The sequence below is a fragment of the Phytohabitans flavus genome, assembly GCF_011764545.1.
Lineage (GTDB): Bacteria > Actinomycetota > Actinomycetes > Mycobacteriales > Micromonosporaceae > Phytohabitans > Phytohabitans flavus.
On sequence record NZ_AP022870.1, the window covers coordinates 485,733 to 505,874 of the forward strand.

Genomic DNA, 20,142 nt, shown 5'->3' on the forward strand with positions numbered 1-20,142 from the left:
GAGTTGACCCTGGTCGAGAGTGCGCAGCCGGTTGTCCTCAACGGCGAGACCCTGGATATCCCCGACGTTCGGCGCGTGGCCGAAGAGCGGGCGCAGTGCCGGGTGGACCCGTCTGCGCTGGCGAAGGCGGCGAAGAGCCGAATCCTGTTCGAGGACATCGTCCGGCAGGACATCCCCGTCTACGGCGTAACCACCGGTTACGGCGAAATGATCTACATGCTTGTCGATCCCACCAACGAGGTGGAGCTACAGACCAACCTGGTCCGCAGCCACAGCGCGGGCGTCGGCCCTCTGTTCGCCGAGGACGAGGCGCGGGCCATCGTCCTCGCCCGGCTGAACGCACTGGCCAAGGGGCACTCCGCGGTGCGTCCCGAGCTGCTGGAGCGGCTCGCGCTCTACCTCAACCTCGGCATCACGCCGGCCATCCCGGAGCTCGGGTCGCTGGGCGCGAGTGGTGACCTGGCCCCGCTGTCGCACATCGCGAGCACGATTATCGGCGAGGGGTACCTGCTCCAGGACGGTGCGCGCGTCGCCACCGGCCCGGCGCTTCGGGAGCTCGGCATCGAGCCGATGGAGCTGCGTTTCAAGGAGGGGCTCGCGCTGATCAACGGCACCTCCGCGATGACCGGGCTCGGCGCGCTCGTCGTCGGCCGGGCGATGGATCAGGTACGGCAGGCGGAGATCTGCACCGCCCTGGTCATCGAGGCGCTCAAGGGCTCGCGTAGCCCGTTCCTGGCGGAGGGGCACGACATCGCCCGGCCGCACCGGGGGCAGATCGACACCGCGGCGAACATGCGGGCGCTGATGCGGGGCAGCGAGCTGACTGTCGAGCACTCGCAGCTGCGGCAACAGCTCAAGGACTCGCGCGGGGCGAGCGGCAGCGTGCACCGCACGGACGTGTACATGCAGAAGGCGTACTCCCTGCGCGCCATCCCCCAGGTGCTCGGCTCGGTGCGGGACACCCTGTACCACGCCAACACCAAGCTCGACATCGAGCTCAACTCCGCCAACGACAACCCGCTGTTCTTCGAAGGCCAAGAGGTCTTCCACGGGGCGAACTTCCACGGCCAGCCCATCGCCTTCGCGATGGACTTCGTGACGATCGCGCTCACCCAGCTCGGCGTGCTCTCCGAGCGGCAGACCAACCGGGTGCTCAACCGGCACCTCAGCTACGGCCTGCCGGAGTTTCTCGTGAAGGGCGACCCGGGGCTCAACAGCGGCTTCGCGGGTGCGCAGTACCCGGCGACCGCGCTGGTCGCCGAGAACCGGACCATCGGCCCGGCGAGCACGCAGAGCGTGCCGTCCAACGGGGACAACCAGGACGTCGTCAGCATGGGCCTCATCTCCGCCCGCAACGCCCGCCGGGTGCTCGTCAACAACGAGAAGATCCTGGCTGTCGAGTTCCTCGTCGGGGCCCAGGCGGTGGACATCGCCGGCCGGTACGACGGGCTCAGCCCGGCGGCGAAGGCCGCGTACCAGGTGGTGCGGTCGCTCGCCCCGACCCTGGAACGGGATCGCTACATGGCCGACGAGATCGAGCTGGTAGCCGGCGCGATCTCCCGTGGCGAGTTCGTGAAGGCCGTCGCGGCGACCGGTGTCGAGCTGAGCTGAGCGCCGGGTCGGCGAGCGAGGCGAGGACGAGGGAGGACCAAACTGATGACCGGAACCAACCATGAGGTCGACGTCGTGGTGGTCGGCGGCGGACCGTGCGGCTCGACCATCTCGACGCTCCTGGCGATGCAGGGCCACCGCGTGCTGCTGCTGGAGAAGGAGCGGTTTCCGCGGTACCAGATCGGGGAGTCGCTGCTCCCGTCGACCGTGCACGGCATCTGCCGGCTCCTCGGCGTGACCGAGGAGCTGGAGAAGGCCAACTTCATGATCAAACGGGGCGGCTCGTTCCGGTGGGGGAAGAACCCCGAGCCGTGGACGTTCTCGTTCGCCATCTCGTCCCGCTTCGCCGGCGACGCCTCGACGGCGTACCAGGTCGAGCGGATGCGGTTCGACAAGGTCCTGCTCGACAACGCCCGCGAAAAGGGGGTGGACGTCCGGGAGGAGTCGTCGGTCCTGGACGTGGTCTTCGAGGACGGCCGGGCCGTCGGCGTGGTGTACACGGACGTGGCCGGCGCGCGCCGCGAGGTCCGCGCCCGCTACGTGGTCGACGCCTCCGGCAACAAGAGCCGCATCCACACCCGGGTCGGTGGCGCCCGGCGCTACTCGGAGTTCTTCCGCAACCTGGCGCTGTTCGGCTACTTCGAGGGCGGCAAGCGGCTGCCCGCGCCGAACCAGGGCAACATCCTCGCCGCCGCGTTCGACGCCGGCTGGTTCTGGTACATCCCGCTGACCCCGGAGCTGACCAGCGTCGGCGCCGTGGTGCTCCCCGAGCACCTGGAGCGGGTGCAGGCCGGCGACCGGGAGCAGGCGCTGCTCGACCTCATCCAGGACTGCCCGCTGATCGCCGACTACCTGTCGGACGCACGGCGGGTCACGTCCGGGCCGTACGGGGAAATCCGTGTGCGCAAGGACTACTCGTACATCAAGGAGGGGTTCTGGGCGCCGGGCATGGTGCTCGTGGGCGACGCGGCCTGCTTCATCGACCCGGTCTTCTCCTCCGGCGTGCACCTGGCGACGTACAGCGCGCTGCTGGCCGCCCGTTCCATCAACACGAGCCTGCGCGGCGACATCGACGAGACGACCTGCTTCGAGGAGTTCGAGGCGCGGTACCGCAAGGAGTACGCGCGCTTCCACGACTTCCTGGTCGCCTTCTACGACATGCACCAGGACGAGAACTCGTACTTCTGGAAGGCGAAGAAGGTCACCCAGAACGTCCTGCCCGAGCTGGAGTCCTTTGTGGAGCTTGTGGGAGGCGGCGCCTCGCACGAGGACGCGCTCGTCGATCCGGAGTCCTATCTGGACCGTCGTGGGGCGGCGTTCCGCGAGCTGACCGAGGTCGTGGAGGGGCCGATCCAGGAGGCCGGCGAGGACCGCGACCTGCTCCAGACGTCGCTGGCCCGGGCGGTCTCCCGGGAGGGCACCCGGATCCAGATCCAGGCGGCCCTCGGGCAGAACGACGAGCAGACGCCGGTGCGTCCGGGCGGCCTGGTGCCGTCCGCGGACGGTATGCACTGGACCTCACCGGAGCGCCGGCTGAGTGAGGGAGCACCCCGAAATGACCAGCACGTCGGTGTCGACCGGCATCCCGGTGGGTACCAGCCCGCTGTCGCTTCAGCAGGAGTTCCTGCACATGATCGACCACGGCGACGAGGCCGGCCCGTTCGGCCCCCGGTACACCATCGTCGGCGGCTGGCGGCTGACGGGGGAGCTGGACCTCGGCGCCCTCCAAGGCGCTCTCGACGACGTGGTGGTCCGGCACGAGACGCTGCGCACCTCGATCGTGCGAAGTGGCGACACCCCGTACCAGATGGTGCTGCCGCCCGCGCCGGTGCGGCTCGAGGTGCGGCGGCTCGAGGCCGCGAGCCCCGCCGACCGCGACCGGGTCGCCGAGGAGTTCCTCAACGACCTGGAGGCCGGCAAGTTCGCCATCGAGGAGGTGCCGATCCTGCGCGCCTTCCTCGGCCGGTTCGACGAACGCGACGCCGTGCTGGTCCTCGGCGGGCACCACACCGCGATCGACGGCTGGTCGGTGCACTGCCTCATGCGCGACATCGCCGCCTACTACGCCGCCCGGCGCGAGCGGCGCGCGCCCGACCTGCCCGAGATCCGGCAGTACCGGGAGTACGTCGCCTGGCAGCGGGCGAACGTGGACAGTCCGGCGGTGGTCGCGGCGCGGGCGTACTGGCGCGAGAACCTGGCCGGCGCGCAGGTGGTGCCGATCCCGACCGACAAGCCGCGCACCGAGGAGACGTTCTTCACCGCGTGGCACCGCTTCCTGTTCGACGACGGGTTGCGGTCGGGGACGGCGGCGTGGGCCGCGCGGACGGCCAGTTCGCCGTTCATGGTGCTGCTCGGCGCGTACCTGATGTACCTGCGCGAACAGACCGGCGAATCCGAGCTGGTGGTGCCGACGTTCACGCCCGGACGGCAACTCGCGTGGATCCAGGACACGGTCGGCTCGTTCTACAACTTCCTGCCGCTGCGCACCGACATCACCGGCTGCGCGACCCTGCCGGAGGTGGTGCGGCGGGTACGGGCCACGTGCCTGGCCGCGTACCAGCACGAGATCCCGTTCGCGTCCCTGCTCCAGGAGGCGCCCACCGTGATGGACGCCGCGGTCTCCGGCAACTTCGCCGCGTGCGTCTTCCAGGTCACGCAGTCGCCCGACATGATGTACGGCGGGCAGGCGGGCGGGCTCCGCATCGCCGCGATGCGCCGGCGTGTGCTGTCCGCCCCGGTGGGCTCGCAGATACCCGACGGTGTGCTCTTCGGGCTGGAGGTCGATCCGGCCGGCGGAATTATCGGCAGCGTCGGATACACAACCAACCTTTTCGTGGAAAGTGGCATCGTTCGGATGATTTCCGATTTCGAACGAGTGCTGCACGACACCGTCGGCCAGCCCGTATCGGCGTAAAGAGAGCACCGTCAGAGACGACCGGCGCGGGCCGAGTTGGTTAGCGTACGCCATTGGACGATGTCCGTACGCGAGGCGGAGGAATAGATGTCGAAGAACGGCGCAAGGATGGCACGGATGGTCGCCGCGGCAGCGGTGGCGGCATTGGCGATGGCGAGCACGGCCTGCGGGTCGGACGAGCCCGCGCCGGCCCAGGCGGATCCCAAGCCCGAAGCCACCACCGCCGGGCCGAAGGACCTGAGCGGGCTGCTGGCCAACCCGCACGACGACCCGTCGCAGGACGAGGTCATGGACGCCGACTTCACGCAGGTGGCGGCGAAGGGCCTGCTGGGCGTGCCGAAGGGCATGACCTTCGCGCCTGACACCTGCGTCAACTACGTCCGGCTGGGCGACGCGGCCGGTACGCCGCTCCAGACCGCCCCGGCCGAGCAGATGGGCAAGCTCAACGGGTGGATGCAGTTCAACGCGGCCAGCCCGGTCGGCAAGGACCACAACCTGGGGCACGACAACTTCTTCGCCCACTACGTGGTGGAGCTGTCCGGGTTGGACGTCAAGAAGATGGGCGACGAAGCCATCTCGACGTGCTCGGACGGCACCGTGACGCTGGACGGCAAGCTGACCGGTGAGCTGGTGAACACCACGCTCGACGCGCCGGTGGTCCCCGGTGCCACCGCCACGTTCGCCATCAAGCAGCGGCTTCAGTTCGCTCCGGCGAAGACCCCGGCGGACGGGGAAATCCTGAAGAAGTACTACGGAAAGCTCGACCCGAACGGCGGCATGATGCGGCAGAAGTACATCACAATGGTCGCCTTCGGTGATGTGCTGTATTTCGGAATCGTCGGTGAGCCGCAGTATGTCACCAAGATGGCCGACAATTTCGGCAAGCGAGCCAGCCAAAAGGGACTGGCTTAGTCATAGCTGACGCTGTGCATTTCTCGTATTAGGCAGGGAGATCGCCGTGGGTACCTTAGTCGGAGATCGTGTCGTGGTGCTCGGCGGGAGCGTCACCGGAATGTACGCCACCAGCGCGCTGGCCTCGAGCTACCGCGAGGTAGTCATCGTGGACCGCGACAAGCTGGTCGGCGTCCGGGAGGCGCGACGGGGCGCACCCCAGGCACGTCACATCAACGGCCTGCTGGCCGCCGGGGCACGGGCGCAGGAAGACCTCTTCCCGGAGATCACGTCTCAGATGATCTCCGCCGGCTGCCCGATGACGGATCTGGCGGGCACCGTGCGCTGGTACTTCAATGGCCAGCGGCTCCGGCAGACCCGCGCCGGGCTGACGAACGTCGCGGCCCGTCGCCCGATCATGGAGGCGCACCTCCGCGAGCGGGTGCAGGCCCTGGGCAACGTGCGGTTCGTGGAGGAGCACGACATCACCGGGCTGACCACGCTTCCCGACCGCTCGCGGGTGACCGGGGTCAAGGTGCAGCGGCACGGCGAAGGCGGCGAGGAAGAGGTGATCTCGGCCGACCTCGTCATCGACGCCACCGGCCGGGGCTCGCGTACGCCGGTGTGGCTGGTGGAGATGGGTTACGAGCGGGTCCCCGAGGAGGGGACGAAGATGGGGCTGGGCTACGCGACGCGGCACTTCCGCTTGGGCCGGGTCGACCCGTTCGGCAAGGACCACTCGATCGTGTGTGTGGCCAACCCCGACCTGCCGCGTGGCTGCATCTTCACCAAGACCGACGGCGGCACCGTCGAGCTCACCACGTACGGCATCCTCGGCGATCACCCGCCGACCGACCCCGAGGGCTTCACCGCGTTCATCAAGACGCTCGCGGCCCCGGAGATCTACGAGGCGATCATCGAGGCGGAGGCGCTGAACGACCCGGTGCTGTTCCGCTTCCCGACCACCCTGCGGCGCCGGTACGAGTCGCTGACCAGGTTTCCCGAGCGGCTGCTCGTGATGGGAGACGCGGTCTGCACGCCCAACCCGGTGTTCGCCCAGGCGCAGACCCTCGCCGCGCTCGAGGCGGTGGCTCTGCGCGACATGTTGCGCCGGGGCATCGCACCGGACCCGCTGGAGTTCAACCGCGCCGTGGGCCGCATCGTCGACCCGGCGTGGGAGATGACCGAGGGGGTCAACCTGAGCTTCCCCGGCGTCGAGGGGCGGCGCACCCTGAAGCTGAAGCTGTTCCTGGCTTACATGAAGCGGCTTCAGGTGGCGGCGACCCGGGACGCCAGCATCACCGAGGCGTTCATGCGGTCGGCCGGCCTGGTCGACCCGCCCACCGCGCTCATGCGGCCCAGCATGATCCGGCGCGTGCTGCGTAACTCGCGGCCGGTGCCGGCCACCTCGTCGCGCGGCTGAGCGACGAAAAGCGCCGCGCCCGCCGGCCTCCTCACCCCCGTGGGGAGGCCGTAGCGGGCGCGGCGCTCGTCGTTGGCCGCGCCCTCGGCGTCACTCCATGAGAAGGTCGTTGCGGGCGCGGCGCAGCTCGTCGAACGAGGACAGGTCCGGCACCCGCCAGCCGTCCAGGTCGTACTCGCGCAGGCACTCGTCGACGAAAGCCTTGTAGCTGTCCAGCTCCCCGCCGAGGATCTGCGCGGACAGCAGCTCGACGCGGGTGTTCTCGTGGTTGCCGGCGTAGTTGCGCTCGTACAGCTCGTGCCGCCCGCCGAACTCCGAGCCGACCGCGTCCCACAGCAGCTTCATCAGCTTGACCCGCTCGACCGACTCGACACCCTGCGAGCCGCGCAGGTACTTGTCCAGGTACGGCCGGACGTCCGGGTTGGCGAAGTCGTCCGCGCTGGAGTTGACGTAGATGAGCCCGCTGGCCACGTCCTGGAGCACGATCTCGCGGATCCGCGGGTAGCCGATCTGCATGAACCACCGGTACGCCATCCCGTACTGGGGGTTGGGCAGCACGGCGCCGTCCTTCCAGGGCACCGGGTTGCGCGCGCTGGCGTCGGACAGGCCCCAGAAGAGGTTGCGCCACGCGAGCACCTCGCCGAGGCGGGTCTGCACGCCCCGGAAGTCGGCCGTGCCGGTCATCTCCACCGCCTTGGCCAGCAGCCCGGCCAGGAACTCGAGCTTGACCGCGAGCCGGGTACAGCCGTGGAACGTGAAGCGCTCGGTGAAACCCGACTGCCCGGCGAACGTCTGCGTCTTGGCCAGGTCGCCGTAGACGAACACGTTCTCCCACGGGATGAAGACCTTGTCGAGCACGAGGATCGTGTCGTTCTCGTCCAGCCGGGACGACAGCGGGTAGTCGAACGGGCTGCCCATGACGGCGGCCGCCGCGGTGTAGGAGGGGCGGCAGATCAGCTTCATCCCCGGCGTGCCCATCGGGACGGTTGCGACGAGGGCGAACTCCCGCTTGCGGATCGGCAGCCCGTAGTGCGCGAGGAAGTTGTAGTGGGTCAGCGCGGACGCGGTGGCGACCACCTTGGCGCCACTGACCACGAGCCCGCCGTCGGTCTCCTTCTCCACATGGACGAAGACGTCGGCCACCTCGTCCGCCGGGCGGGACCGGTCTACCGGCGGGTGCACGATGGCGTGGTTCCAGTACAGGACCTTCTCCTGCGACTCCCGGTACCAGCGCCGGGCGTTGTCGGCGAACGGCGCGTAGAAGTCCGCGTTCGCGCCGAGCGTGCCCAGCAGGGACGCCTTGTAGTCCGGGCTGCGCCCCATCCAGCCGTAGCTCATGCGCGCCCACGCGGCGATGGCGCGCTGGTCCGCGACAAGGTCGTCGGCGCTGCGCGGCGTGGTGAAGAAGGGGTGCGTGTAGCCGTCGCTGCCGGTGTCGGTCGGCCGGGTGAGGACGTCGCGGGTCTTCGGGTCGTGCAACGCGTCGTACAGCCTGGCGATCATCCTGGCCGGGTTGCGGAACGCCGGGTGCCGGGCGACGTCCTTCACCCGGTCGCCGTACAGGTAGATCTCGCGTTCGTCGCCCAGCGACTCGAGGTACTCGTCGCCCGTCATTGGGCGGGTGATCCGCCGGGCGGGGCAGGGTTGGCTCCGGGATCCGGATGGTCGGTCATCGGGGTGCCTTTCTCCGGGCCGCTGAATCGGTCCAGCCTGGCCGGCACAGGCTCCTGAGAAAGGGCGATCGGCCAGGTCGAAACTTCAGCATGTCGGCCCCGCGCGGGGCGGGACAAGGCCGCCCGCCGCACAGCGCAATCCGCAAGTCGTGGCGGCCCCGGCACGCCCGTCGAGCGCGGCTGGCTGGGTGGCCGATGAGTTTTCCGCGGCGTCGCCGTCACACATGGTAGGCCGCTGCCATCGTGCGGCCCGATGAGGAGGACCTAGGGATGACGAATGTCGACGCTCCCGCCAAGGCGGGCCGGCGGGAGTGGCTCGCGCTGGCGGTGCTCTGCCTGCCCACCATGCTGGCGGCCGTGGACATCAACGTGATGTTCCTGGCGTTGCCGCATGTGAGCGAGGACCTGGGCGCTAACAGTACGGAGCAGCTGTGGATCACTGACATCTACGGCTTCCTGATCAGCGGTTTCCTGATCACGATGGGGACGCTGGGCGACCGGATCGGGCGGCGCCGGGTGCTGCTCATGGGCGGTGCCGCGTTCATCGTCGCGTCGCTGCTGGCCGCCTACTCGACCTCGACGGAGATGCTGATCGCCTCCCGCGCCGTGCTCGGTATCGCGGGTGCCGCGGTGACCCCGTCGGTGCTGGCGCTGATCCGCACCATGTTCCGCGACCCCAAGCAGATGGGCGCCGCGATGGGCCTGTGGGGCACCTCGCTCATGAGCGGCATCGTGCTCGGCCCGGTGGTCGGTGGCCTCCTGCTGGGCGCGTTCTGGTGGGGCTCGATCTTCTTGATGGCAGTGCCGATCATGGCGGTGCTGCTGATCGCCGGCCCGCTGCTGCTCCCTGAGTCGCGCAACCCCGACGCCGGCCGGATCGACCTGGTGAGCGTGGTCCTGTCGCTGGCGGCGATCCTGCCGGTCATCTACGGCCTCAAGGACGCTTCCCGAAACGGGTGGGGCGTGGTCCCGATCGCGATCATCCTGATCGGCCTGCTGTCGGGCGTGCTCTTCGTGTACCGGCAGGGGCGGATCAGCAACCCGCTGCTCGACCTGACCCTGTTCAACCAAAAGGCCCTCTCCGTGGCCGTGGTGCTGGCGCTGTGCGCGCCGATGTTCTCCGGTGGCGCCTCGCTGATGTCCACTCTGTACTTCCAGACGGTGGAAGGGCTCACGCCGTTCAGGGTCGCGCTCTGGATGCTGGTGCCCTCGATCGCCATGATCGTGGTCGGCAACGCCGCAGCCGGCGCCTCGCGCAAGATCCTGCCGGCCTTCGTGCTGGCCGGCGGCGGGGTGCTCGCCGCGGTGGGCATGCTGCTGATCTCGCAGGTCGACTCCGGGATCGGCATGCTGCTCGTCGGCCTCACCATGGCGTTCGTCGGCGGCGGCGCGGTCGGCATCCTGAGCGCCACGCTCATCATGTCGTCGGCGCCGCCGGAGAAGGCCGGCTCGGCGGGTGCCCTCTCGGGCATGCTCGGCGAGTTCGGCACCGCCCTGGGCGTGGCCGTGCTGGGCGTGGTGGGCACCTCGGTGTACCGGTCGGAGGTCGACATACCCGGGAGCGTGCCCGCCGAGGCGGCCGACGCGGCGCGGGAGAGCATCGCCGGCGCGCTGCCGGTGGCCGCACAGCTCGGCAGTCCGGTGGGAGTCGAGCTGCTGGAGTCGGCGCGTGCGGCGTTCACCCAAGGGATGAACGTCGTGGCGCTTGTGGCGGCGGTGTTGTTCGCGGTGCTGGCCGTGGTGGCGGTGCTGGGGTTGCGGCAGGTGCCGCCGACCAGCGGAATGCCGATGCCGGGTGGGCCGCCGCCCAGCGAAGAGGAGCAGGCGCCGGAGGCGGGCGTGCGGGCGGCCAGCTGACCGGCGACCCACCGTCCACAGGCGACACTGCTCAAAGAGACCACTAACCCGTAACACCCGTACGCCCGGCGAGGTTCCCCCGTCCTCGCCGGGCGTACGTTTTCGGTGCGGGCGCTCAGACGGTGGGCCGTTCCGCCGCGCCCGTGGTGTCCTTGCCCGCGAGCCACGACTCGCCGGCCGCCGGCCGGCGTACGGCGTGCCGGAGCACCCGCAGCAGCATCGCCGGACGCATGAGCGCCTGCGGCGGGTCCATGAGCCCGGCCACTCGCATGAAGCCGTCGGTGACCCGGGCGTCCTTGGTCGCGGCGTATTGCAACCGGGCCATGTAGGCGTTGCCCATGCGCACCTTGAATGTGCGCTCACCCACCACGCCGGGGAAGTCGAGGTCGCCGCCGGCGGAGATCTCCCAGGGAGTGTCGATGATCTTGGCGATGTCGGCGAGGAACTGGCGCGGCGGGGCGCAGAGCCCTCCCGCAGGCGCTGGCGCAGCGTGAGTGCCTCGATCGAGGCCACGCTCATGCCTTGGCCGTAGACGGGGTTGAAGCTGCACGCGGCGTCGCCCATCACGAGCAGCCGGTCGGGAAAGCGGGTGAGCCGTTCGTAGCGGCGCCGCACGCTCGCCGGGAAGCGGAAGGAGACCGGGCTGTCCAGCGGTTCGGCGTCGCGGACCGCCTCGTACACGTCCGGCACCGGCAGCGTGCGCACGAAATCCAGGAACGCCTCCGGCTCCGTCGGCGGATGGTCGCCGAGGACGCCGGTGAGCGACAGGATGCACAGGCCGGGGCCGACCTGGCCGAAGAACGCGCCGCGCGGGTGCGCGGGGGAGGCCACCGGGTTGATCGACTGCACGCCGTCGAACCACTCCGGACGGCTCTGGTAGTGGCACGTCGTGTACGCCAGGCCGACCTTGACCCGCTCCTCCTCGGGGCGCTCGTAGCCGAGCTCCTCCAGCCACGCCGGCGTACGCGAGCCGCGCCCGGTGGCGTCGACCACCAGGTCCGCCTCCAGCACCTCCGGCTCGGCGTCCCCGGACCGGCGCTCGACCCGTACGCCGACGACCCGCGTGCGGTCCGCCGTGGTGACCGGGCCGAGGATGTCCCAGCCCTCCAGGAAGGTCACGTTGGGCAGGGCGGCCACGCGCTCGCGGACGTGGTACTCCAGCACGGGGCGGGGAGCGGTGACGGAGATCAGCCCGGTGCGGGCCGGCTGGAGCCGGCGGCCGTTGAAGTACCACCGCATCTCGCCCAGGTCTCCGGTCGGGATGCCGGCCGCACTCAGCTCCGCGGTGATACCCGGGAAGAGTTCTTCCATGATCAGATGGCCGCGCGCGTGCAACCCGTGCGCGTGGACTGTGTGTGGAGCCCCGCGGCGCGGCTCACGTACGCCGAGCACGGTATCCCGGTCGACCACCGTCACCTGCCGGTAGAACTCGGCGAGCACGCGGGCGGCCAGGACGCCCGCCATGCTTCCGCCCAGCACGACGGCACGATCCCCGATTTCGTTCATTCCGCCACCTCCCTTACCTCGGGGCCCGCCCGCCGCGCAGCCGCCGCCGGGCCCGCCGGCCACACAGTCAGGGTCGTGTCGGTCGCGTCCCGCCGCACCTTCCGGATTGCTGATCTCTCCGCGACGTCCCGATCACCCGCGCGACCTGGGCCGCCCGGGGTCCCGCTCGTGGTAGTTTGGGACGACCGACGTCGACAAATGGGCGTACGAGAGCGGGGCGCGTTTCGTGATCCGTGTCAATGTCGAGCCCGAGCGTTACGCGGCGGGGTCCGGGAGCGTGGCCGCACCGGCGCGGACCTTCGACGAGGCGACGTTCGCGGGCCTGGTGGAGGGGCACCGCCACGAGCTCCAGGTGCACTGCTACCGGATGCTCGGGTCGCTGGACGACGCCGAGGACCTGGTGCAGGAGACCTTCCTGCGGGCGTGGCGCAAGCGTGACACGTTCCAGGGCAGGTCCACCTTCCGCGCCTGGCTCTACCGCATCGCGACGAACGCGTGCCTCGACTTCCTCGAGCGCAACCCCCGCCAGCCGCGCCCGCGTCCCGGCACGCCCGACGCCGCCGCGCCGACCTCGCCCGACAATGTCGCCTGGCTCCAGCCGTTTCCCGACCGGATGATCGAGCCGGCGGTGCCGAGCGAGGCCGAGCCGGACGCCGCGGTCGTCGCCAAGGAGACGATCGAGCTGGCGTTCCTGGTCGCCATCCAGCACCTGCCGGCCAAGCAGCGGGCCGTGCTGATCATGCGAGACGTGCTCGGCTGGCCGGCCAGCGAGGCGTCGGCCGTGCTCGGGCTGACCGTCGCCTCGGTCAACAGCGCGTTGCAGCGGGCCCGCGCGACGCTCAAGGAGCACCTGCCGCCGCACCGGCTCGAGTGGGCGCCGTCCCAGGATCCGACCAAGGCCGAGCGGACGCTGTTGCAGCGGTACATGGGGGTCTTCGAGCGGGCCGACGCCCGGGCGATGGCCGAGCTGCTGCACGAGGACGTCCGGGTGACGATGCCGATGCTGATCGCCTGCACGCCCGGCGCGCCGGATCCGCTGTGGCTCGGGCGGGATCCGTTCGTGACCGCCCTGGGGCGGGTGTTCGACCCGTCCACGTCCGAGTACATCGGGCAGTGGCGCAGCCTACCGACGCGGGCCAACCGGCAGCCGGCTGTCGCGCACTACGTGCGCCGGCCGGGCGGCACGGAGCACCAGGCCCAGATCCTCGACGTGCTGCGTGTCGTCGAGGGCCGGATCGTCGAGATCACCACCTTCGGCCCTGAGCGGTTCCCGGCCTTCGGTCTGCCGCCGAGCCTCTGACCGCGCTAGCCCGCTGAGGGCACCCGACTCTCCGTCCACATAGCTGTGGCCGCATGCCGCCCGTACGCGTGCGGCGGGGCCGGCGAGAACGCACGAGGGAAGATGCCTGCTCCGGCCACCCGTGCGATTGTCGGGTGACCGGTGTGGACGGTGGGTGCGATCTGGTCGCCTGCCTCGACCAGGCAAGGAGAATGTGGTGCTGACTACCGATGTTCAGACGCGGGAACAACTCGTTCGGCGCGCCGCCGATCTCGTGCCGCTCCTGCGGAAGAACGCGGCCTGGGCCGAGGAGAACCGCCGCATCCACGAAGAGTCCATCGAGGCGATGGCGGATGCCGGAGTCTTCAAGATGCGCGTCCCGACCAGGTACGGCGGCTACGAGGCGGACGCCCGCACGCTTGTGGAGGTGGGCGCGGCGCTGGGCCGGGGAGACGGGTCCACCGCCTGGATCGCCTCGGTGTATTGGATTCCAACGTGGATGGTCGGGCTCTTCCCGGACGCGGTGCAGGACGAGGTCTTCGCCACCGCTGACGTACGGGTCTGCGGCACGCTCAGTCCTACGGGGACGGCCACGCCCGCCGACGGTGGCGTCGTCCTCAATGGAAAGTGGGGTTTCCAGAGCGGCGCCCTGCACAGCCACTGGCAGGAGATCGTGGCGATCCAGATGGGTCCGGGCGAGCCGATGCCGATCGTGGCGCTGGTCCCGATTTCCGACATGACGATTATCGACGACTGGCACACCTCCGGGCTCAAGGGCACCGGCAGTGTCAGTACCGTCGCGGACGGGGTCTTCGTCCCCAGCGAGCGCGTGCTGCCGCTGCCCGCGATCCTTCAGGGCCAGGGCGCGTCGGCGGCCAACGCCAACTCGCCGATCTACCGCGCGCCGCTGCTGCCGGTGGCTTCCGCGTCGTCCGTCGGCACCGTGCTCGGCATGGCGAAGGCGGCCCGCGAGGTGTTCTTCGAGCGGCTGCCCGACCGGAAGATCACCTACACCGGCTACGCCCACCAGAACGAGGCGGCGCTGACCCACCTCCAGGTCGCCGACGCCACCAACAAGATCGACGAGGCCGAGTTCCACGCCACGCGCCTCGCCACCCTCCTCGACGACAAGTGCGCCAGCGGCGCGCCGTGGACGCTCGAGGAGCGGGTGCGGGCGCGCGGTGACCTCGGCGCCGTGTGCGGGCTGGCCCGGCAGGCGGTGGACATCCTCGCCACGGCGAGCGGTGGCTCCTCCATCTACCTCGACGTACCGACGCAGCGGATCGCCCGGGACGTCCAGGCGGCCACCATGCACGCCCTGATGCACCCCAACACCAACGCCGAGCTGTACGGGCGGGTCCTTTGTGGACTCGAGCCCGACACGCTCTACATCTGACCTCCGGCCCAGCGCCTCCCAGCGAGAGGAACCTCAACCGTGACCGCCAACAGTCCCTCTCCCACCGTCTCCGAGTCTCCCGCGGCCGAGCAGGCCGCCATCGCCGCCGTCTCGCAGCGTGTCGTGGCGGCCTGGGCCAACCAGGACGCCGACGCGTTCGCCGACGTGTTCACCCCCGACGGGACGTTGATCCTGCCCGGCCTGTTCCTGGACGGCCGGGACGCCATCCGCTCGTACATGGCGGCCGGGTTCGACGGCCCGTACAAGGGCACCCGGGTGACCGGGCAGCCCATCAAGATCAAGTTCCTTGACGCGGGCGCCGCCGTACTGATCACGCAGGGCGGCGTGCTCGCTCCCGGCGAGACCGAGGTGTCCGACGCGCGCGCCATCCGCGCCTCCTGGATCGTCGTCAAGGAGGAGGACGGCTGGCGGCTGGCGGCGTACCAGAACAGCCCCCGCGACGCCTGAGGCACCCATAGACAAAGCTCCTCTCAGGCCGTGGGAAGGCGGCCTGGGAGGAGCTTTTCCATGCGCGGTTTAGCCGGCCACCAGCTCGGGGCGCACCGCAATATCCCGGGACATGTACCGGGCGAGATCGGCCACCGCCCCGGCCAGCTCGTGCAGGTCCTCGTCGACCAGCGCCTGTGGCCCGTCGCAGAGCGCGATCTCCGGCCGCGGGTGGACGTCGACGATGACACCGTCGGCGCCGGCCACGATCGCCGCCCGGCTCAGCGGCAGGACGAGCTCCCGCCGGCCGCCGGAGTGCGACGGGTCGACGATCACGGGAAGGTGCGAGAGGCGCTGCGCCACCGGTACCGCGGAGATGTCCAGCGTGTTCCGCGTGGCCGTCTCGAACGTCCGGATGCCGCGCTCGCACAGCACGATGTCGAGGTTGCCGCGTTGGGCGATGTACTCGGCGGCCATCAGCCACTCTTCGATCGTGGCGTTCATGCCGCGCTTGAGCAGCACCGGCTTGCCGGCGGCGCCCACCGCCTGTAGAAGGGGGAAGTTCTGCATGTTCCGGGTGCCGATCTGGAGCATGTCGGCGCAGGCGGCGACGGCGTCGACGTGCTCCGTGCTGACCACCTCGGTCACCACCGGCATGCCGATCTCGTCCCGTACCTCGGCGAGGATCCGCAGGCCGCGTTCGCCCAGCCCCTGGAAGGCGTAGGGCGAGGTGCGTGGCTTGTAGGCGCCGCCGCGCATGAGGGCCGCTCCGGCCGCCCGTGCCATCTGGGCGGCCTGGAGCGTCTGTTCGGGGGTCTCCACCGCGCAGGGGCCGGCGATCAGCGTGACCGTCTGCGGGCCGATCGGCACCCCGCGCACCTCGACGACCGAGCGCTCCCGCCGGTGCTCGCGGCTGACCAGCTTGTACCGCGCCGAGATCCGGGTCACCTCCCGGACCCCGGCCATGCCCTCGAGGTTGAGCGTGGCGAACTGCTCGATGTCGCCGACCAGCCCGATGACCACGCGACTGACGCCGCGGCTGACGAACGCCTCACCGCCGGCGGACTCCACCAGCGTGACGATCGCCTGGATGTCCGCCGGCGTGGCTTCCGCCGACATTACGATGACCATGTTTCGGGTGCCCTTCGTTCATGTCCCGTCCCGCGAGCCGGTCGCGGGTCACTGTCCTGCGTCGAGGTCGGGCCGCAGGCGGGCGGCGCCACGCAGGTACACGTGGGCGACCGCCGCCGGCGACCGTTCGGTGTGGATGTGGGCGAGCACCCTGATCACCATCGGCATCGCGTCCGGTACGTCGATCTCGGTCGCGCACAGCAGCGGGACCGTGACGAGCCCGAGCTCCCGCGCCGCCGGGGCGGGGAAGCCGCTGCTGAGGTCGGGTGTCATGGTGAACAGGACGCTGATGATGTCCTCGACCGCCAGGCCGTTGCGGTGGATGATCTCCGACAGCAGCTCGCGGGTGCCGCCGAGGATGGCGTCGGGATCGTCGCGCTCGACCTGGGTCGCGCCGCGCACCGCGCGGACGACCATCAACGCCGCCCGCTATCGCGGCAGCATGGCGAACTGGCCAGGGGAGCGGCCCGGTCCCGCCGGGCCTCGGTACGCCTGGGCGATGTCGAGCCAGCTGGTGGCCTCGTCGCCGGTGGCCACGAGGTCCAGGTCGGCGTGGTGCCGCCGCCGGGTCACCAGCAGGCAGAAGTCGACCGCCGGCCCGGTGACCCGCTGCGGGGAGTCGGCCGGGCCGAACTCCCACATCTCGCCGGAGGGAGCGGTGAGCTCGTACCGGAACGTCACGTCCGGCGCCGTCAGGCCGCGCGCGAGGTACCCGAAGTCCCAGACCCGGACGGCGAACTCCACCAGGTGCCGGATCCGGTCGGTGCGCTCCCGGCGTACCCGCAGCGCGTCGGCGATGTCCTGCCCGTGCGCGAACAGCTCCATGTAGCCGGCCGCCGCGAGCACCGGCGCGGGAAGCGGGCGGACCAGCCAGGGCACCAGCTGGCCGGCGGGCACGGCGGCGATCGCCTTCTCGGCGGCCGCGCGCTCGGCGCGCCAGCGGCTGAGCAGTGTCTCCGGCGGGTCGGCCAGGTACTCGCCGAGCCCGCGCTCCACGTTCGCGGAGAAGTCGTCGCTGAGCTTTGACAGCAGCGACTTGAACGCCTCCGGCTGCGCCGCAGCCAGGGAAGCGAGCTTGAACGTCGCCGCGAGGTGGGCGACCTGGTGCGCGATCGTCCAGCCCTCGGCGGGGGTGGAAAGCTGCCACTGGGACGCGTCGATGCCGGCCACCAGGCCGTCGATGTCGTCGCCTTCCGCCGCCAGGGCGGCATGCACGTCCTGCTGCTCGGTCACGCGTCTGTCCTTTCGTTAGGGCTGCTCGGCGCGGTGCCGGGCCTGGCGGGCCGCGAACGTCGCGGCGACATCGCCATGTCCAGCGTCGGTGCGGCGTGATCGGGCTGTCATCTCCGCGTGTGCTGCCGACGCGGTCAGGTCACGCGCTCCCGGCCGCCGGGCGGCCAGCCCTCGGAATGTCGAACAGGCTGGGAAACTTCGCGGTCAGTGCGAGGTCGCCCTTCGTCCGCATCTTGCCGCGCATGACCAGCGCCAGCGCGTGCGCGTTGCCCGTGACGAGCTGGAGGAAGTCGACCGCGCCGAGCGTCAGCGTCAGCCCTGGCTCGCGGTCGGGCCGGGCGGAGATCGCGCAGCGGCCGCCGCTGATGACGAGCTCGTAGACGTCCGTCCCGCCGTCCGGCCGGTCACCGACGTTCCAGTGGACCACCGCTTCGAGCCCTCGTGCCCGCTCGGCCCGGAACACGGACGGCATCCGGGCGAACAGTTCGTCGAGCACGGCCGTGCGCTTCTCGCCGCGCATCATCCGCCGCAGCTCGCTGGTCGGGGTGTTCTTGACGAGCAGGGCGAACTCGCGCGGCTCCATCGTGGCCGGGTTGGCGTCGTCGGCAGGCATCGAAATCCTCCGAGGGGTCTCGCGACGCCTCGTCGTGGGCGGTGAGATACCGCGGAGGCCCGCGTCGGTCCAGGTGAGTCCATTGTGGGCGGCGCGGCGATCGGCGGCCTTCTCCGAGGTTGCGCCGTGCCTCCGGCGTGCGAGGCGGTGATGCCGTACGGCCTCCGCACGAGGACGTGAGCCGGGCCGCGGCCCGGATCCGTCAGGCCGGCTCCTGCCCGGCGCCGAACCGCTGCGCGACGAGGTGCTCGTGGGCCAACCGGCGCAGAGCCGTGAACGCCACCTCGAGCAGGACCGCGCGCACGACCGCGGGTGCCCGGTCGGCGTGGTCGCTGCCGCCGTCGGGCAGCAGGTCGAGCTCGAGAAGCGTGAGGCGCTCGGCCGCCTCCGCGTACGGCACGAAGTACTCGACGCCACACTCGCACTCCAACCGCTGGAGCGCGGCGAGGACGTCGGCCAGCTGCTTTCGGCCCGCGGCGTCGGGGGCAGCCGCCAGCCGAGCGACACCAGGAAAGCGTCCACGTCGGCATGGGCCTGCGCGACGCCCTCTGTCTCGGGCATGGCCGGCTCGTCCGGCAGCATGGCGTGGTTGACCACGCCGTACAGGTCGCCGATCGGTATCCGGTCGTCTTCGATGCTCGTGAGCAACTCGCGCACCGTGGACAGGTCGAGGCGGGCGATGTTGGTGAACGCCCGGATCAGCCGGAGGCGCCGCAGGTGTGCCTCGCCGTACTCCGCCTGGTTGCGACCGATGGGCTTGCCGGGTGGTAGGAGCCGGTCCCGGAGGTAGAACTTGATCGTGGCCACCGGCACGCCGGTCCGTCTGCTCAGGTCGGATATTCGCATCGAGCACCCCGTAGCCCCGCCGAAATGTCAGGTGGTCGATCAACGACCCCGTCCAGGCCAGAACCGTGGTGCTGCCCAACGCGGCCGCCCCCGCAGACGTCGACTCATGTCATTGTAAGTTGCCGGGCGTCAGGCGGCTGGGCGCTGAAGCGCCCTCTCGTGAGGGCTCCGCGCACTGCTGACCAGCATGGACGGTGCCGCGCCCTCGGTACGCTCCGCCGCCGTGGCCAGCGCCAGCTCCCGCGCGTCCGTCAGCGCCAGCAACACCGGTGGGTCCAGGTCACGTGCCGGCTTGAGGGTCAGGTCGGCCCGGACCGTGTCCCGCCGGACCGTGATCGGGCCGTACGTGGCGACGGACACCCTGCCTTCGGCGTCGGCCGGGTCGAGCGGTGGCGTCTGCCAGTCGCCGGAGACCGACTGGGCCAGCAGGTACCACGTGCCGGGCGGCACGGTGTCGAACGAGTACGGCCCCGGGGCGGGGAGGATCGTGCAGCGAGCCGGCCGGCCCTCCGGGATGCGGTCGGGGAACAGCCCGATGAAGACCGGTCCGCTCGCCCCGAGCTGCGACAGCCGGGCGTTGCCGTACAGGCGCGCGGTGGAGGCGACCCGGTGCGCGGGGACGGTCGGGATCTGCTCGGCGAATCCCGAACAGCGCCGGTACGTCGTCGGCGACATGCCGACGCTCTTGCTGAAGCGGGAGCTGAATGTGCCGACGCTGTTGTATCCCACGCGCAGGCAAATGTCCGCGACATTCAAGGATGTCGACACCAATAGGTGTTTCGCATACTGGAGTCGCAAAGCCGACAGAAACCGGCCGGGTGAAAGGCCGGTGGCCCGCTGAAAGATCCGACTAAAATGAAATTTACTGAACATCGCCGCACGAGCCATGTCGTCAACCGTGAGCTGTTCGCCCAGGCCCTCGCGCATCGCGACAATAGCGCGAGCGGCGGCCCTTTCGATCGATTCCTCCACCATGCCTCCCCGTCGAATCCGGGTGGCGGATGAATTGATTGTTAACTTCAGCGCCATGGATCCTCGTCGCTGAGATTTTATCAACCTCGAGGCCACCCTTTGGCACTGAAATCCCCCGTGCCCGCCACGGTGTCGAGATTAGTCGAGGGGGCCGCGAGAGGCAATGCGGAGGATGATCGTGGGATCACGGATAGCAATCGTGAAGAGATGGTGACGGCCCCGGACAGGGCCTGCGACCTGCGGTGGAGCGGGTAGTGGTACACGCTACTCTGGATAGTGGTGGTAGCCATCAGTCGCTACATATTGCCCCATTCGTGGCACAAGGAATGCGCCGGCAGATGCCGGCGCAT

The 20,142-nt window shown here is 70.2% G+C and carries 16 protein-coding genes and 3 pseudogenes; 10 read left to right on the top strand and 9 right to left on the bottom strand.

The window, feature by feature from the left end:
• Positions 1–3: 3 nt before the first annotated feature.
• The 5 genes and pseudogenes from cmdF (at position 4) to Pflav_RS02175 (ending at position 6,839) form a co-directional block, all read left to right on the top strand.
• Positions 4–1,611, top strand: a complete 1,608-nt coding sequence (cmdF, locus tag Pflav_RS02155) for a tyrosine 2,3-aminomutase (protein ID WP_173033321.1) — start codon at positions 4–6, stop codon at positions 1,609–1,611.
• 45 nt (positions 1,612–1,656) lie between these two features.
• Positions 1,657–3,138 (top strand): annotated as a pseudogene (locus Pflav_RS02160) (tryptophan 7-halogenase); the annotation flags it as partial.
• Between the two features lie 28 nt (positions 3,139–3,166).
• Complete coding sequence (locus tag Pflav_RS02165; protein WP_173033323.1) at positions 3,167–4,525, top strand: condensation domain-containing protein; 1,359 nt, start codon at positions 3,167–3,169, stop codon at positions 4,523–4,525.
• 117 nt (positions 4,526–4,642) lie between these two features.
• Positions 4,643–5,437 (top strand): hypothetical protein, encoded by a 795-nt coding sequence (locus Pflav_RS02170; protein ID WP_173033325.1) that lies wholly within the window; start codon positions 4,643–4,645, stop codon positions 5,435–5,437.
• A 46-nt stretch (positions 5,438–5,483) separates the two neighbouring features.
• Complete coding sequence (locus Pflav_RS02175) at positions 5,484–6,839, top strand: FAD-dependent oxidoreductase (protein ID WP_173033327.1); 1,356 nt, start codon at positions 5,484–5,486, stop codon at positions 6,837–6,839.
• 90 nt (positions 6,840–6,929) lie between these two features.
• On the opposite strand, the gene Pflav_RS02180 is transcribed toward Pflav_RS02175, so the two are convergent.
• Positions 6,930–8,453 carry a 4-hydroxyphenylacetate 3-hydroxylase family protein gene (locus Pflav_RS02180; RefSeq protein WP_173033329.1) on the bottom strand — a complete coding sequence of 508 codons (1,524 nt, stop codon included), beginning with the start codon at positions 8,451–8,453 and terminating at the stop codon, positions 6,930–6,932.
• A gap of 329 nt (positions 8,454–8,782) precedes the next feature.
• On the opposite strand from Pflav_RS02180, the gene Pflav_RS02185 reads away from it, so the two are divergent.
• Positions 8,783–10,369, top strand: coding sequence for an MFS transporter (locus tag Pflav_RS02185; RefSeq protein ID WP_173033331.1), 1,587 nt, complete (start codon positions 8,783–8,785; stop codon positions 10,367–10,369).
• Positions 10,370–10,484: 115 nt separating this feature from the next.
• Here the strand turns inward: Pflav_RS02185 and Pflav_RS02190 are convergent.
• Positions 10,485–11,875: pseudogene (locus tag Pflav_RS02190) on the bottom strand (FAD-dependent oxidoreductase).
• Between the two features lie 226 nt (positions 11,876–12,101).
• On the opposite strand from Pflav_RS02190, the gene Pflav_RS02195 reads away from it, so the two are divergent.
• The 3 genes from Pflav_RS02195 (at position 12,102) to Pflav_RS02205 (ending at position 15,018) form a co-directional block, all read left to right on the top strand.
• Positions 12,102–13,175 (top strand): RNA polymerase subunit sigma-70, encoded by a 1,074-nt coding sequence (locus tag Pflav_RS02195; protein ID WP_232070929.1) that lies wholly within the window; start codon positions 12,102–12,104, stop codon positions 13,173–13,175.
• Positions 13,176–13,374: 199 nt separating this feature from the next.
• Positions 13,375–14,550, top strand: coding sequence for an acyl-CoA dehydrogenase family protein (locus tag Pflav_RS02200; RefSeq protein ID WP_173042183.1), 1,176 nt, complete (start codon positions 13,375–13,377; stop codon positions 14,548–14,550).
• 39 nt (positions 14,551–14,589) lie between these two features.
• Entirely contained in the window at positions 14,590–15,018 is a 429-nt protein-coding gene (locus tag Pflav_RS02205; RefSeq protein ID WP_173033333.1) for an SgcJ/EcaC family oxidoreductase, read from the top strand.
• A 69-nt stretch (positions 15,019–15,087) separates the two neighbouring features.
• Here the strand turns inward: Pflav_RS02205 and aroF are convergent, their stop codons facing one another.
• From aroF to Pflav_RS44630, 5 genes are all read right to left on the bottom strand, one after another.
• A complete protein-coding gene (gene aroF, locus Pflav_RS02210) occupies positions 15,088–16,116 on the bottom strand; it encodes a 3-deoxy-7-phosphoheptulonate synthase (protein ID WP_197937831.1) in 1,029 nt (342 codons plus the stop codon).
• A gap of 60 nt (positions 16,117–16,176) precedes the next feature.
• On the bottom strand, positions 16,177–16,545 hold the full coding sequence (aroH, locus tag Pflav_RS02215; RefSeq protein ID WP_173033337.1) for a chorismate mutase: 369 nt from the start codon (positions 16,543–16,545) through the stop codon (positions 16,177–16,179).
• Positions 16,546–16,557: 12 nt separating this feature from the next.
• Complete coding sequence (locus Pflav_RS02220) at positions 16,558–17,361, bottom strand: TIGR03084 family metal-binding protein (protein ID WP_173033339.1); 804 nt, start codon at positions 17,359–17,361, stop codon at positions 16,558–16,560.
• Between the two features lie 139 nt (positions 17,362–17,500).
• Positions 17,501–17,974, bottom strand: coding sequence for an SCP2 sterol-binding domain-containing protein (locus Pflav_RS02225; RefSeq protein ID WP_173033340.1), 474 nt, complete (start codon positions 17,972–17,974; stop codon positions 17,501–17,503).
• A 202-nt stretch (positions 17,975–18,176) separates the two neighbouring features.
• Positions 18,177–18,404, bottom strand: a complete 228-nt coding sequence (locus Pflav_RS44630) for a hypothetical protein (protein WP_232072820.1) — start codon at positions 18,402–18,404, stop codon at positions 18,177–18,179.
• A gap of 98 nt (positions 18,405–18,502) precedes the next feature.
• On the opposite strand from Pflav_RS44630, the gene Pflav_RS44635 reads away from it, so the two are divergent.
• A complete protein-coding gene (locus Pflav_RS44635) occupies positions 18,503–18,745 on the top strand; it encodes a hypothetical protein (protein WP_232072821.1) in 243 nt (80 codons plus the stop codon).
• Here the strand turns inward: Pflav_RS44635 and Pflav_RS44640 are convergent.
• Positions 18,674–18,820 (bottom strand): annotated as a pseudogene (locus tag Pflav_RS44640) (MerR family transcriptional regulator); the annotation flags it as partial. The gene Pflav_RS44635 and the pseudogene Pflav_RS44640 overlap by 72 nt on opposite strands.
• A gap of 129 nt (positions 18,821–18,949) precedes the next feature.
• Positions 18,950–19,792, bottom strand: a complete 843-nt coding sequence (locus tag Pflav_RS02235) for a helix-turn-helix domain-containing protein (RefSeq protein ID WP_173033342.1) — start codon at positions 19,790–19,792, stop codon at positions 18,950–18,952.
• Positions 19,793–20,142: the final 350 nt, after the last annotated feature.